Origin of the sequence: Pseudomonas sp. IT-P253 (genome assembly GCF_949768125.1) — a bacterium.
Lineage (GTDB): Bacteria > Pseudomonadota > Gammaproteobacteria > Pseudomonadales > Pseudomonadaceae > Aquipseudomonas.
This window is the reverse complement of the sequence record NZ_CATKPT010000011.1, coordinates 153,345-167,108: the sequence shown is the minus strand read 5'-3', so window position 1 is coordinate 167,108 and position 13,764 is coordinate 153,345. Positions and strand designations below refer to the sequence as shown.

Genomic DNA, 13,764 nt, shown 5'->3' with positions numbered 1-13,764 from the left:
ATTTTCGAAGGAGTCGAAACCATGGCAGCTGACTATTCGTTACCGGACGTTCTAGAAAGGATTTACCACAATCAGCTGGCCTTAGAGGCGGCATTGATGGAGCTGACGCTTTGGGTCGAGCAGCGGGGATCAGCGGAGGTAGGAGGGAATGTGCGAGGGGCGCTGGAGGCGATTGGTGAAAACGCCGGCCATATAAAGCAGGGCCTGGCCCGACTGAAGAATCTCAACATCGGCTGACGAAACTCCCATTGAACGCCCCCTTAGGTTTTTAGGTGGTGGTCGTGTGTGAGTTCGGGTGAGCTGAAAATCCGAATCTTTAACCCGAATCGGTCGAATGCGGCCCTTAGCGTTAAGCAACAGTCGGACCATTGTTTGTAGGAGATATCTCTGAATTTCTGTTGCCAAATCCGTTCGTCGATTTGAACGCGGGTGCTGGCACGTTGGGTGAATTGAGATAGGGTTGACTCAGGAACTCGCGCGACTGGAGAACTACATGCGCTATTCAGGCTTGACCCAACGCATCGCCGGTGAAGGCGCCGCGGCCTGGCAGATTCATAACCGCGCGCTGGAGATGCGCGAACAGGGCGTCGACGTACTGCTGCTATCGGTCGGCGACCCGGATTTCGATACACCCAAACCCATCGTTCAGGCGGCCATCAACAGTTTGCTGGCCGGCGACACCCACTACCCGGAGGTGCGGGGCAGTCGGGGCTTGCGCGACAGCATTGCTCGTCGTCATCGGCGTCGAAGTGGCCAGGTGGTGGATGCCGACCACGTGATCGTGATGCCCGGCGCGCAATGCGCGGTGTATTCGGTCGCGCAATGCCTGCTTGATCCGGGCGATGAAGTGATCGTCGCCGAGCCGATGTACGTGACCTATGAAGGCGTATTCGGCGCGTGTGGGGCGACAGTGGTGCCGGTGGCGGTGCGTCCGGAGAACGGCTTTCGGGTCGATCCTGCGGACGTGGCGGCGCGGATCACTCCGAGGACACGCGCGCTCTTGCTCAACAGCCCGAACAACCCTTCGGGCGCCAGTTTGTCGCGGATGATCTGGCAGGAACTGGCATTGCTGTGTGTTCGTCACGACCTGTGGCTGATCAGCGATGAGGTCTACAGCGATCTGCTGTATGAGGGCGAGCACATCAGCCCGGCGAGTCTGGCGGGCATGGCTGAGCGTACGGCGACCATCAACAGCTTGTCCAAATCTCACGCCATGAGCGGCTGGCGAGTGGGTTGGGTGATTGGCCCCAAGCCGTTGAATGACCATCTGGAACATCTGTCGTTGTCCATGCTGTTTGGCATTCCGGAGTTCGTTCAAAAGGCTGCGCAACTGGCGCTGGATGAGGACCTGCCGGAAGTGGCGCTGATGCGCGAAGAATATCGCCAGCGTCGCGACCTGGTGTGCGCGAGTTTGAACCAGTGTCCGGGTATCCGGGCGATTCGGCCGGATGGCGGGATGTTCGTGATGGTCGATGTGCGACAGATCGGGTTATCTGCCCAGCACTTTGCCGAGCGGCTGCTGGAGGGTTATGGTGTGTCGGTGCTGGCGGGTGATGCATTCGGGCCGAGTGCGGCGGGGCATATTCGGCTTGGATTGGTGGTTGATCAGCAGAAACTGGCGGAGGCCTGCCGGCGGATTGCGTTGTGTGTGGCGGATTTGTTGGAGGCGCGGTGGGCCTGATAATTTTGTGTTGTTTGTACTGGCCTCATCGCGAGCAAGCTCGCTCCCACATTGGATCTGTGGCGTTCACAAATTCCCTGTGGGAGCGAGCTTGCTCGCGAAGGCGGACTAGCAGGCGCCGCTTGTTTCAGACCTTCCACGCCTGTGTATTGACCAAATTAGCTGGCCGCTCACCCGCCAGCGCCACCAACAGGTTCTCCACCGCACAGCTGGCCATCGCCTCGCGTGTCTCATGGGTTGCCGAACCGATGTGCGGTGTCGCCACCACATTGCTCAGCTGCAACAACGGCGAATCATGGTTCAGCGGTTCGCGCTCGAACACGTCCAGGCCTGCCGCGCGAATCTGTCCTGTACGCAGTGCCTCGATCAGCGCCGCTTCGTCCACCACCTTGCCCCGTGAAATGTTGATGAAAATGCTGTCGGGGCGCATCAGCGCAAACTCCTCGGCGCCGATCAGGCCTTCAGTTTCAGCGGTCAACGGCAAGGTCAGGCAAATGAAATCCGCTTGCTGCAACAGCTCGGGCAGGCTGCGGTACTGGGCGTTGAATCGCTGTTCCACCGCCGGTTTCGGCGAGTGGCTGTGATAGATAACCGGCATGCCGAAACCGAAGTGCCCGCGTTGAGCCAAGGCTTCGCCGATGCGTCCCATGCCGATGATGCCCAGGGTTTTACCGTGCACATCGCTGCCAAAATGCGCAGGGCCGATGTTGCGGTTCCACTGCCCGGCGCGAACCATGTTCGCCAGTTCCACCACACGCCGCGCGGTCGCCAGGATGAGCGCAAAACCGGTATCGGCGGTGGTTTCGGTCAGCACGTCCGGGGTGTTGCTGAGCAAAATCCGGCGCTCGGTCAGGTAGTCAATGTCGTAGTTGTCGACGCCCACCGAGACGCTGGCAATGGCTTCGAGCCGGGGCGCCAGATCCAGTAACCCGGCATCCAGCTTCAGACTCGCACCGAGCAAACCGTGAGCGTGGGGCAGGGCGGCGCGCAGTTGCGCCAGGCCCTCGGCATTGAGGTTGTCGATCAGCGTCACCTCGGTCTGCTCGTGCAGTCGGGCCATCAACAGCGGTGACAGTTTCTTGTACAGAACAACCTGCTTTTTCATCGTCGTCATCTCAATCAGGAATGTGCAGCGCTGCGGCGGCTTAACGCCACCGTAGGCCGTTCCCGGTCACTGGCGCCGGGCTTGAGGAACATCGTCAGCACCACCGAAAGCATCAGCGCACCGCTCATCAACAGGTACGACGCGCCGGGCGAGCCGGTGGAACTGTTCAGGTAACCGACCAGATAAGAACCGCCGAACGAGCCCAGCGCGCCCATGCTGTTGATCAGCGCCATGGCGCCACCCGCCACGTTGGCCGGCAGGATTTCCGGGACGATGGCGAAAAACGGCCCGTAAGGCGCATACATGCAGGCGCCGGCAATCACCAGCAGGGTGTAGGACCACCAGAAATGTTCGGCGCCCAGCGCGTAGGAACCGTAGAAGGCAATCGAGGCGATCAACAGTGGCGGCCAGACAAAGCGTTTGCGCTTCTGCAATTTATCCGAGCCCCAGGACACCAGCAGCATCCCGATCACCGCCGCCAGATACGGCAGCGCCGAGAGCCAGCCGGCTTCGATCATGTCCATCTGTGCGCCCGCCTTGAGAATCGACGGCAGCCACAACACAAAACCGTAGACGCCAATGCTCCAGCAGAAAAACTGCAGGGCCAGGATGATCACCTTGGGCGAGCGGAAGGCTTCGGCGTAGTTTTTCACCGCTTTGATGCCGACCTGTTCGGCGGCCAGGGCGCTCTCCAGCTCCTGCTTTTGCGAGTCACTGAGCCACTTGGCCTGGGCCGGACGATCATCCGCCAGACGCCACCAGATAAACGCCCAGATCACCGCGGGCAAGCCTTCGACGATGAACATCCAGCGCCAGCTGAAATGCTGCACCAGATAACCCGACACCACCGACATCCACAGCATGGTTACCGGGTTGCCGAGGATCAAAAAGGTGTTGGCGCGTGAGCGTTCGGCGCGAGTGAACCAGTGACACAGGTACACCAGCATCGCCGGCATTACGGCGGCTTCGACCACGCCGAGCATGAACCGGATGACGACCAGCCAGTAGGCGTTGGAGACAATCCCGGTCAATGTGGCCAGGCCGCCCCAGAGAATCAGGCTGACGAAAATCAGTTTCTTCACGCTGTGCTTTTGCGCATAGATCGCGCCCGGCACCTGGAAGAAAAAGTAACCGAGGAAGAACAGCGCGCCGAGCATCGATGACAGGCCCGGGGTGATCATCAGGTCTGCCGCCATGCCAGAGGCAGCGGCGAACCCGTAGTTGGCGCGGTCCAGATACGCCAGGCTATAGGTGATGAACACGATGGGCATGATGTACCACCAGCGGCGGGCGGCAAGTGTTGCGGTTTTCATGAGGATGCTCCTGAGCTTGTTGTTTTTGTCGCAGCAGGTAACGGGTCTGGTTCAAATTTTTGCGGTGATAGTGATGGCCTCTTCGCGAGCAAGCTTCGCTCCTACAGAATCACGCAAGCCTTGTAGGAGCGAAGCTTGCTCGCGAACAACGGTTTCAAATTCGACGGCCATTTCGGCTCGGGTCGGCAGCCCCTCCATATCCCCTCGGCTCTGCACCGCCCGGCTGCCAATCCAGTTGGCGCGCTTCACGGCGTCGGCAAAGCTGTGGTTTTCCAGGAGGGCGCTGATCATGCCGACAGCAAAGCCATCGCCGGCACCCACGGTGTCGACCACCGTTTCCACCGGCACACCGGCGACGAAACCGGCATCCAGATGCGTGCGGTAATAAGCGCCATGCGGGCCCAGCTTGATCGCTACGGCCTCGGCACCCTGGTCCAGGTAAAACGCAGCAATATCCGCCGGGTCTTCGAAACCGGTCAGCAGACGTCCTTCACTCAGCCCCGGCAGCACCCAATGGGCGAGGGCGGCGAGGCGGTTGATCTCGCTGATCATCTGCTGCTCGCTGGCCCACAGGCTCGGGCGCAGGTTTGGATCGAACGAGACGCTGCGTCCGGCATCGCGCATGCGGGTCATCAATTCGAACGACATCTGCCGCGCCGTTGCAGAGAGCGCCGGGGGAATGCCGGTGGCGTGCAGGTGTCGGGCGTTGAGCAATTCGGGAACGATCGAGTGCGCCGACAGATGGCTGGCTGCCGAACCGCGCCGAAAGTATTCGACGACAGGGTCGCTGCCATCGTCGGTGCGGGACTTGAGCTGAAAACCGGTGGGGTGCGCGGTGTCGATGTCGACATGGCGGCAATCCAGGCCTTCCTTTTCCAGGGTGTCGATCACGAAACGACCCAACGAATCGGCGCCGACCCGGCTCAGCCACGCGACCTTGAACCCCAGCCGCGACAAGCCGATGGCGACGTTGCTGTCAGCCCCGGCAATGCGTTTGTGGAAAGCGCGGACGTCGGCCAGATGGCCGGTCTGCTCGGCGACGAACATCGCCATGGTTTCGCCGAACGACAGAATATCGATCTCAGACATGAGCACTCTCCAGTCGCGATTGGCCCAAGTGGGCGAGGGCAGTGACATGTTCGGTGGTCAGTTGCACCAGGTCGTCGCCCTGCAACGGATACTCCGCCGCCCGCATAACGCCTTGGGCCATGTGGCGCAGCAGCTGTTCCCACTGATGCAGGTCGCTGGCGGCCGGCGGAATCGCGACCAGTTTGCCATCGGCGCGGCGCGTCACCGCTTTGCAGTGCACGTAGCCGACGTGGCGGCCAAGCAATCGCGCCGCGCTGGCAGACGATTGGTCCTGCCAGTGCCAGTTGCCAATATCGAAGGTCATCTTGATCGGCAGATTGTGCTGCTCGACTTCATTGAAAAAGCGCTGGAAGGGTTCGATGCGGCCACCCTGCAGGGTCTGGTCGTTCTCTACCAACAACTGCACGGCGCTCTGCGCGAGTGTGCGGCTCAAGGCCAGCAGGTCACTGTTGTCGGTGAAGTAACCCAGCGACACTTTCAGCCATTTGGCGCCGAACGCCTGGGCGCGTTGCAGCGCGGTGATCAGGTCAGGATTGGGTTTCGACTGGCCGGCCAACCACAACTCGATTGGTGAGGAATACACGCTTTCAAGGCCCCGGGCCTGAGCGGCGTCAGCCAGTTGAGCGGGGTCTTCGACGGTCAGCAATTCTTCACGCCATTCAATGCGCGTGGCGCCGGCGGCGGCCAGTATCTCGATGAAACTGCCCTGGCCGCGCAGGCGCACAAGGTCGGCGCCGTAGCTGGACAGGCTGATGGAAACGGCGGGTTTGTTCATTGTTATTTACCTCTGAAACCGGTTTCATTTTTGTTCAAAAAAAATGGCTGTAATTGTTGTGGTGCTCTTGAGGGCCCCTTCGCGGGCAAGCCTCGCTCCTACAGAATTCACGTCATTTCAAAATGTGCGCATGACGTGTAGGAGCGAGGCTTGCCCGCGAAGGCGTCCTCACGCTGAAACACGCCGTGTTGTCGACCCCCGCACCACCAACCGCGCCGAAAAATCCAGCGTCCGCACCGGCCCGTCATCCCCGCGCAAACGCTTGAGCAAACACTCAAACGCGCTGGCGCCAATTTCGGTGGTCGGTTGGGCGAGGGCGGTGATGCCGCTGCCCACCAGCGGGTACCAATCGAGGTCATCGAGGGCGATCAGGCCGACATCCTCGAACAGGTTGCAGGTGAGTTCGCGCAATGAGTGAGTGCTGGCCAGCGCCGCGATGCCGTTCGCGCAAAACAGCGCTTTCGGGCCGGGGCCAGGTGTGACGAGGAAGTTTTTCAGATTCGCCGTCAGGTCGCTGCCGGTTTCAATGATTGCCCCGCGAAGCGACGGCCGCTGCTCGATCTGAGCCTTGAAACTGCTGACCCGTTCGATCCGCGAACTGGTGCCGTCAAACGGCTCGGTCACCAGCAACACATCGCGATAGCCGCGCTGTTCAAGGTGATTGAGGGCGATGTCGATGGCCTGCGGGTTGTTCAGTCCGACCATATCGCTTTCAAGGTGCTCGACCTTGCGGTCCACCAGCACCATGGGCATTTCACGGTGCAGTTCGCGCAATTCGTCGCGGTGATGGCCGAGGGTGTTCACGATCAGGCCTTCGATGTTGTACGAGCGCAGCAGGGCCAGGTGCTGGCGTTCCTGCTCGTCGTCGCGGTCGGTGTTGCACACCACCAGGCTGTAGCCGTGCTGACGGCAGGCGGTTTCCACCCCGTGCATCACGGCAATCGAATAAGGGTTGCGGATATCGGCCACCAGCATGCCGATCAGGCGAGTGCGCCCGCGTTTCAGGCCGCGGGCCATCTGGTTCGGGCGATAACCCAATTCGGCAATCGCCTGCTCGATGCGCTGGGCAATGGCATCGGAGAGCAACGCGCGGTCATCGCCGATGAATCGCGACACACTGGCCTTGGAGACCTTGGCGTGTTCGGCCACGTCGAGCATGGTCACGCGGCTGCGCTGGGCGGCGGAGAAGTCGTTCACGGTCTGAAACCTTCTTATTGGATTTATTAGGTCAAGTGCCTGGCACTGAAACCGGTTTCAGAAGACACCAAAAACCAATCCGCCGTCAAGTCCCTGTGATGATTCGGACCGACGGGTGGCGTTTAAGTCAGCAAGAACACTTTGTCCGGTGTGCTCTGATGCCGGGCTCGGCGACAGTTGAGTTGTGCTGCACCGCTTGCCAGTGCGGATCGTAAGCGTGGCTGCACCTGCGAGGCGGACTGCCGGATTATTTAACGCCCTTGGCGAGGGCGATGGCTAGAAGGTTTGTGCACGGGTCAGTTGAACAACCCCGCCGCAATGTTGATCGAAAACCCGAGGATCGCCGTGTTGAACAGAAAACCGATCAGCGACTGCGCCAACACGATCTTGCGCAAATTCCGAGTCGCCACACCGACATCGGACGTCTGCACCGCCACGCTGATGGTGAACGAGAAATACAGGAAGTCCCAGTAATTGGGGGTTGTGAGCCCTTCAGCAAAACGCAGGGCCTGGTCTTTGCCGTCCCAGGTGTAGAACAGGCGGGCGTAGTGCACGCTGAAAATGACTCCGATCAGCAGCCATGAACCGATGACCGTCAGTGCGGTGAATGCGTAATGCAGCAGTTTGCGAGAGGTTTCCAGGTCCTTGGTGCCGGCCAGTTCGAGGGTGATGGTTGCCAGGCTGGCAATCGCCGCGATGCACACCACGAACAGCACCAGTCCGGCGTTTTCATCTTCGATTTCGGCGATACGTTTCACGTCCGGTGCTTTGGACCGTGCAGTGAGCCAGAGCATCAATACCAGATACATCCAGACCCCGGTATTCCAGCCAATGAGGATTTTGCTGATGATTGAATCGGCCGGAGCCAGAATGCCCACCGCGACACCGAGGGTGGCGGCGGCGGACAGGCGAGGGTGGGTGCGGGCGAGGAAGGGCATGAAGGCTCGATGGGTCAGGGCTTTGCAAACACCTTAGCTCAAGGCCGGCCGAGCTGACCACAATGCTCAGGCCAACAGTAGTCTCAGGAGGCGTGCCACTTTGCGGAAGGCGGCGAGCATAAGCATAAAAACAGCGGTGCGCCACTAACAGTCCTGCTAGTGGTGCTGCAGACGCGAACACCCTTTAATGAAAAACCTGAAGGGCTTTAGAGGAAGGAGTTCGCGGATGAATGCTCATGAAAACCCATCGCGGCTGTCGATGAGTCAATCGTTCAGCGCCATTGAAGAAGTACTGGACTGTCGCAATCTGGCGACCGCTCCCATCATTCAAATGGCGCCTGACCCGAGATTAGTTGCCGGGAACGCCGTGTGGCTGACCTGCACGGGGACCGGGATGGATCAAGGTGAGTCAGCGCTGCAACTGCTGAGCGCGTTCATCCTGGGTGCCACAGAGCAATGCCAGGGGTTGCAGCAGGAACTCTCACTGGATTATTTGCAGGACCTGAAGCACGAGTCTGAGCTGACGGTCACCTTGTCGATCTCTGGAGAGGGAGGATCGTCCGTTATTGATCAGATGACGATTCAGGTTCTGACATCGCCTGGGGCTGGAATGGCACGCCCCTATCAACCGGGCGCTCTGAAAGTGACGGACGCTTCAGAGACGGGCATCCAGATCGCCTGGCTCAATAATCTTCCAGGACAGCCGACTGGAAATCGGGTGAAATGGGGGCTTGAGCTGAGCGAGCACACTACCATCGGCGTGAAAGACTTGCCGTTAGCTCAATCAAGAGTCTGGATCGAAGGGCTTGTTCCTGAGACTAAATATTACTTCTTCGTATACCACACCAACGCTGAGGGGGAATCAATTCCCGCGACGATCAGCTGGACGACCCACGCCGCCACTTCTCCCCCCGACAGCCCTACGAATCTGAACGCCGTACCAACCAAAAGTACGATGGCACTGACCTGGTCCGGTCCTGCCAATGCCACCGGTTACAAAATCGATTACGGCGTTGCGCCCAGCGGCGCAGCGACCCCTACCACCTCGCTCACTCCTGTCTGCACGATCAGTGGTCTGGTATCCAATACCAATTATTACTTCGACGTTCGCTCGTCTAACAGCAAGGGCGATTCGTCCCCCACACGCATCATTAAACAGACGTTGCAGGTTCCTGAGGCGCCTGCTGGTCTGTGCGCAACGCCCGCCGTTACCACGATGGATCTGACATGGTCGCGTCCCTCGGGGACTATCGAGCATTACATTCGCTATGGCGTCGAACCGAACGGCGCGATTCAGACTCTGAAGACACCAGACATCCGCCATACGCTGGAAGGTCTTACAAAAAACACGCTGTACTTTGTGGAGGTGACCGCTGCCAATTACAACGGCGAATCATTGCCGGCACGGATCACGCAAAAGACCCAAGACGGGCCGGCCATACCGTCCACGCCGGGGAGTGTGCGCGCCGATGTCACCTACGACACGGTTCGTCTCGTTTGGGTCGCTTCAGCGCAAAAAGCCAGCTATGAAATCACCTACGGCCTGCTCGATAAATACCCTGAAATTATTGGGCGGCAGACAACTGAGTATTTAACGGATGTCATCAGGTATCTAGCCCCTGATACCCGTTACTTCATCGATGTTCGCGCCTTCAACGTCAGTGGCCATTCATCTCCCTCACAGACCCAGGCCCTAATCGGTCCCGACATGACGCAACCTCGTGGTTTGCGCAATCCCGGCGCAACGTTCTGCGAGGCATTGCTGACCTGGGAAGCGCCAGTGGACGTCTCCTATCTGACTGGCTACGAAATCACCAGCCCGGGGCTGGCATCTGCACAAACCACTGCGCTCCAACACGTGGCCACTGGTCTGGTCCCCGAGAAGGACTATGTGTTCAAGATTCAGCCCCTCAGGCAGGCAGGCCCCGTCCCGGCGTTAACGGCATCGATAAATGTTGTGACCCACGATCGAGTGCGTCCAACCCGGCCGCAAGCGCTCAAGGTCACACCGTCAACGCCCGGCACTGCAACGCTGAGCTGGCGCGCCGCTGAAGACAATGTGGGCGTGATCGGTTATGAAGTCCGGCGCAATGCAGGGAGTTGGGCTGCGGTGAGCGGAACCAGCCTGGTTGTCACCGATTTGATAGAAGGCATCCGCGATACGTTCGAGGTGCGCGCTACCGATGCCGCAGGAAACCGTTCCTTGGTTGCCGTCGTCAAAGCGGGTGTAAGCGCCAGTGAGCCTCTTGACCTTCGGATTACGGCAAACTGGAATCGCACAGTCGCCATTGCCTGGGATGCACCCATTGGCCACATACCGCTCGGCTATAGCGTCCGGATTCTAGGGAAAACAACGGATATCCAACAAACGTCTCACACCGTGTTCAACATGATTGTCGGCCTGCCAGTACAAATCTGGGTTCAAACCAGGCTTTCTGTTGGAGACGTTTCGGAATGGGTTCACATTTGGGTTACGCCAAAAGTGTAGTGCTGAAAGCCATTGCAAGGGGCCCCAACAAGATCTTGCGCATGCGCCCATTGATGGCATGCGCAAGATCCGGCGCCTGTCAGGTATCTTTATGCCGCTTGCGCACCAGCTTCATCACCACTACAAAAAACACCGGCACAAACACCACAGCCAAAGTCGCCGTGATCATCCCGCCAATCACCCCCGTGCCGATCGCTTGCTGGCTCGCCGAACTGGCGCCGGTGGCAATGGCCAGCGGCACCACGCCGAGGATGAACGCCAGGGAAGTCATGACAATCGGCCGCAGTCGCAGGCGTGCGGCTTGCAGGGTGGCGTCGATCAGGTCATGGCCTTCGTCGTACAGGCTCTTGGCGAACTCGATGATCAGGATCGCGTTCTTCGCCGACAGGCCGATGATGGTGATCAGGCCGACCTTGAAGAACACATCGTTGGGCATCCCGCGCAAGGTCACTGCCAGCACCGCACCGAGCACCCCGAGCGGCACCACCAGCAGCACCGAGGTCGGGATCGACCAACTCTCGTACAGCGCCGCCAGGCACAGGAACACGATCAACAGCGACAAGCCGAGCAGGATCGGCGCCTGGCTGCCGGACAAACGTTCCTGCAACGACAGCCCGGTCCATTCCTGGCCCAGTCCCGCCGGGCCTTGCGCCACCAGCCGTTCGATTTCCGCCATGGCTTGGCCGGTGCTGTGGCCGGGCGTCGGTTCGCCGGAGATGCTGACCGCCGGGTAACCGTTGTAACGGGTCAATTGCGCCGGCCCCTGGGTCCATTTGGCCTGGACGAAGGCGGATAACGGCACCATTGCCCCGGCGCTGTTGCGCACGTGGATCTTCAGCAAATCGTCCACCTGACTGCGCTGATCACCTTCAGCCTGCACCACCACCCGTTGCATCCGGCCCTGATTGGGGAAGTCGTTGATGTAGGCCGAACCGACGGTGGTGGACAATACGTTGCCGATGTCGGCAAACGAAACGCCCAGCGCATTCGCCTGTTTGCGGTCCACGATCAATTGCACTTGCGGTGCTTCAGCGAGGGCGCTTTCGCGCACGTTCATCAGGATCGGGCTCTTCTCGGCGGCCGCCAACAATTGCTTGCGCGCCTGCATCAACGTGGCATGGCCGAGGCCGCCACGGTCCTGCAAGCGGAACTCGAAACCGCTGGACGTACCAAGACCGTCCACCGGCGGTGGCAGGACGGCAAAGGCTACGGCGTCCTTGATCTGGCTCAACGCAAGGTTGGCGCGGTCGGCAATCGAAGTCGCCGAGTCGTTGCTGCCACGGTCTGACCAGTCCTTCAACGTGGTAAACGCCAGCGCCGCATTCTGTCCGCTGCCGGAAAAACTGAAGCCGAGAATCACCGTGCTGTCACCTACGCCCGGTTCCGTTGCGTTGTGGGTTTCAATTTGCTCAACGACCTGCACCGTGCGGTTCTTGCTCGCGCCCGGCGGCAGTTGAATGTCGGTGATGGTGTAACCCTGGTCTTCAACCGGCAGGAACGAGGAGGGCAGGCGACTGAAGCACACGCCGAGGCCAATCAGCAGCACGCCGTAAATCAGCAGGTAACGACTGCTACGTTTCAGCGCATAGGCGACCCATCCCTGATAGCGCTCGGTCAGTTGCTCGAAACGCCGGTTGAACCAGCCGAAGAAACCGCCCTTGGCGTGATGTTCATCTTGGGCAATCGGCTTGAGCAAGGTCGCGCACAGCGCCGGGGTCAAGGTCAGGGCCAGGAACGCCGAGAACAGGATCGAGGTCGCCATCGACAACGAGAACTGCCGGTAAATGACCCCGACCGAGCCCTGCATGAACGCCATCGGGATAAACACCGCCACCAACACCAGCGTGATGCCGATGATCGCGCCGGTGATCTGCTTCATCGCCTTGCGGGTTGCCTCTTTGGGCGACAGGCCTTCGGTGACCATGATCCGCTCGACGTTCTCCACCACCACGATGGCGTCATCCACCAGGATGCCGATCGCCAGCACCATGCCGAACATGGTCAGCACGTTGATCGAGAACCCCAGCGCCAGCATGGTCGCAAAGGTGCCCATTAGCGCCACCGGTACCACCAGGGTCGGGATCAGTGTGTAGCGGATGTTTTGCAGGAACAGGAACATCACCGCAAACACCAGCAGCATCGCCTCGCCGAGGGTGTAAATCACTTTGGTGATCGAGACTTTGACGAAGGGCGAGGTGTCGTACGGGATCTTGTATTCAACGCCCGCCGGGAAATAGCGCGCCAGTTCGTCCATCTTCGCCCGCACCAACGTTGCGGTGCTCAGGGCATTGGCGCCCGGTGCCAGTTGCACACTGACGGCGGTCGACGGTTTGCCATTCAGGCGGGTGGAGAATTGATATTCCTGACTGCCGATCTCGACCCGCGCTACGTCGCTGATGCGCACAGTGGAACCGTCGGGATTGGCCTTCAGAACGATGTCGGCGAATTCTTCCGGCGTCGACAACTGGCCTTTTACCAGAATGGTCGCGGTGATTTCTTGGGTGGTACGGGTCGGCAAATCGCCGATGCTGCCGGCCGAAACCTGCGCGTTTTGCGCGACGATGGCCGCGTTGACGTCGGCCGGGGTCAGGTTGAAACCGATCAGCTTCTGTGGGTCGATCCAGATCCGCATCGCGCGTTCGGCGCCGTACAACTGGGCTTTGCCGACACCGTCCAGACGCTTGATCTCGTTCATCACGTTGCGCGCCAGGTAGTCGCTGAGCGCCACGTCGTCGAGCTTGCCGTCACTGGAGGTCAGGGTGATCAGCAGCAGGAAACCGGCAGAGACTTTCTCCACCTGCAAGCCTTGTTGCGTCACCGCCTGGGGCAGGCGTGACTCCACCACCTTGAGGCGGTTTTGCACGTCGACCTGAGCCATTTCCGGATCAGTGCCCGGCTGGAAGGTGGCGGTGATTGTTGCGCTGCCCAGGCTGCTCTGGGATTCGAAGTACAGCAGGTGGTCAGCGCCGTTGAGTTCTTCCTCGATCAGGCTGACCACGCTTTCATCCACGGTCTGGGCAGAAGCGCCTGGATACACGGCGTAGATTTCGACTTTCGGCGGCGCGACATTCGGGTACTGGGCCACCGGCAACTGCGGGATGGCCAGGGCGCCGGCCAGCAAAATGAACAGGGCAACCACCCAGGCGAATACCGGACGGTCGATAAAGAACTGCGGCAT

The 13,764-nt window shown here is 60.0% G+C and carries 10 protein-coding genes and 1 pseudogene; 3 read left to right on the top strand and 8 right to left on the bottom strand.

Annotated features, from left to right (window positions below; all coding sequences use genetic code 11):
* The first annotated feature begins 21 nt into the window (after positions 1–21).
* Together ACM6IR_RS06555 and ACM6IR_RS06550 are read left to right on the top strand one after the other, a co-directional pair.
* On the top strand, positions 22–237 hold the full coding sequence (locus ACM6IR_RS06555) for a hypothetical protein (protein WP_414906941.1): 216 nt from the start codon (positions 22–24) through the stop codon (positions 235–237).
* Positions 238–493: 256 nt separating this feature from the next.
* Positions 494–1,681: a pyridoxal phosphate-dependent aminotransferase gene (locus tag ACM6IR_RS06550; RefSeq protein ID WP_414906940.1), complete on the top strand. Its 1,188-nt coding sequence runs from the start codon at positions 494–496 to the stop codon at positions 1,679–1,681.
* Positions 1,682–1,808: 127 nt separating this feature from the next.
* Here ACM6IR_RS06550 and ACM6IR_RS06545 read toward each other — a convergent pair whose 3' ends face one another.
* The 7 genes and pseudogenes from ACM6IR_RS06545 to ACM6IR_RS06515 all read right to left on the bottom strand — a co-directional run bounded on the left by ACM6IR_RS06545 (position 1,809) and on the right by ACM6IR_RS06515 (position 8,098).
* Positions 1,809–2,786, bottom strand: coding sequence for a 2-hydroxyacid dehydrogenase (locus ACM6IR_RS06545; protein ID WP_414906939.1), 978 nt, complete (start codon positions 2,784–2,786; stop codon positions 1,809–1,811).
* Positions 2,787–2,800: 14 nt separating this feature from the next.
* Positions 2,801–4,099 carry an MFS transporter gene (locus ACM6IR_RS06540; protein WP_414906938.1) on the bottom strand — a complete coding sequence of 433 codons (1,299 nt, stop codon included), beginning with the start codon at positions 4,097–4,099 and terminating at the stop codon, positions 2,801–2,803.
* A 51-nt stretch (positions 4,100–4,150) separates the two neighbouring features.
* A complete protein-coding gene (locus ACM6IR_RS06535) occupies positions 4,151–5,188 on the bottom strand; it encodes a sugar kinase (RefSeq protein WP_414906937.1) in 1,038 nt (345 codons plus the stop codon).
* Positions 5,181–5,963: a sugar phosphate isomerase/epimerase family protein gene (locus tag ACM6IR_RS06530; protein WP_414906936.1), complete on the bottom strand. Its 783-nt coding sequence runs from the start codon at positions 5,961–5,963 to the stop codon at positions 5,181–5,183. The genes ACM6IR_RS06535 and ACM6IR_RS06530 overlap by 8 nt, the downstream gene beginning before the upstream one ends.
* A 168-nt stretch (positions 5,964–6,131) precedes the next feature.
* Positions 6,132–7,160 carry a LacI family DNA-binding transcriptional regulator gene (locus ACM6IR_RS06525; protein ID WP_414906935.1) on the bottom strand — a complete coding sequence of 343 codons (1,029 nt, stop codon included), beginning with the start codon at positions 7,158–7,160 and terminating at the stop codon, positions 6,132–6,134.
* Between the two features lie 128 nt (positions 7,161–7,288).
* Positions 7,289–7,380, bottom strand: a pseudogene (locus ACM6IR_RS06520) (AraC family transcriptional regulator); the annotation flags it as partial.
* 76 nt (positions 7,381–7,456) lie between these two features.
* Entirely contained in the window at positions 7,457–8,098 is a 642-nt protein-coding gene (locus ACM6IR_RS06515) for a DUF1345 domain-containing protein (protein WP_248687098.1), read from the bottom strand.
* 226 nt (positions 8,099–8,324) lie between these two features.
* Here ACM6IR_RS06515 and ACM6IR_RS06510 point away from each other — a divergent pair, with 226 nt between their 5' ends.
* A complete protein-coding gene (locus tag ACM6IR_RS06510; RefSeq protein WP_414906934.1) occupies positions 8,325–10,586 on the top strand; it encodes a fibronectin type III domain-containing protein in 2,262 nt (753 codons plus the stop codon).
* Positions 10,587–10,665: 79 nt separating this feature from the next.
* Here the strand turns inward: ACM6IR_RS06510 and ACM6IR_RS06505 are convergent, their stop codons facing one another.
* Positions 10,666–13,764: a multidrug efflux RND transporter permease subunit gene (locus tag ACM6IR_RS06505; RefSeq protein ID WP_414906933.1), complete on the bottom strand. Its 3,099-nt coding sequence runs from the start codon at positions 13,762–13,764 to the stop codon at positions 10,666–10,668.

What these genes read in the sequence shown, in the direction of transcription:
- ACM6IR_RS06555 (WP_414906941.1), top strand. Translation starts at nt 22, where the DNA reads ATGGCAGCTGACTATTCGTTACCGGACGTTCTAGAAAGGATTTACCAC.
- ACM6IR_RS06550 (WP_414906940.1), top strand. Translation starts at nt 494, where the DNA reads ATGCGCTATTCAGGCTTGACCCAACGCATCGCCGGTGAAGGCGCCGCG.
- ACM6IR_RS06545 (WP_414906939.1), bottom strand. Translation starts at nt 2,786, where the DNA reads ATGAAAAAGCAGGTTGTTCTGTACAAGAAACTGTCACCGCTGTTGATG.
- ACM6IR_RS06540 (WP_414906938.1), bottom strand. Translation starts at nt 4,099, where the DNA reads ATGAAAACCGCAACACTTGCCGCCCGCCGCTGGTGGTACATCATGCCC.
- ACM6IR_RS06535 (WP_414906937.1), bottom strand. Translation starts at nt 5,188, where the DNA reads ATGTCTGAGATCGATATTCTGTCGTTCGGCGAAACCATGGCGATGTTC.
- ACM6IR_RS06530 (WP_414906936.1), bottom strand. Translation starts at nt 5,963, where the DNA reads ATGAACAAACCCGCCGTTTCCATCAGCCTGTCCAGCTACGGCGCCGAC.
- ACM6IR_RS06515 (WP_248687098.1), bottom strand. Translation starts at nt 8,098, where the DNA reads ATGCCCTTCCTCGCCCGCACCCACCCTCGCCTGTCCGCCGCCGCCACC.
- ACM6IR_RS06510 (WP_414906934.1), top strand. Translation starts at nt 8,325, where the DNA reads ATGAATGCTCATGAAAACCCATCGCGGCTGTCGATGAGTCAATCGTTC.
- ACM6IR_RS06505 (WP_414906933.1), bottom strand. Translation starts at nt 13,764, where the DNA reads ATGCCGCAGTTCTTTATCGACCGTCCGGTATTCGCCTGGGTGGTTGCC.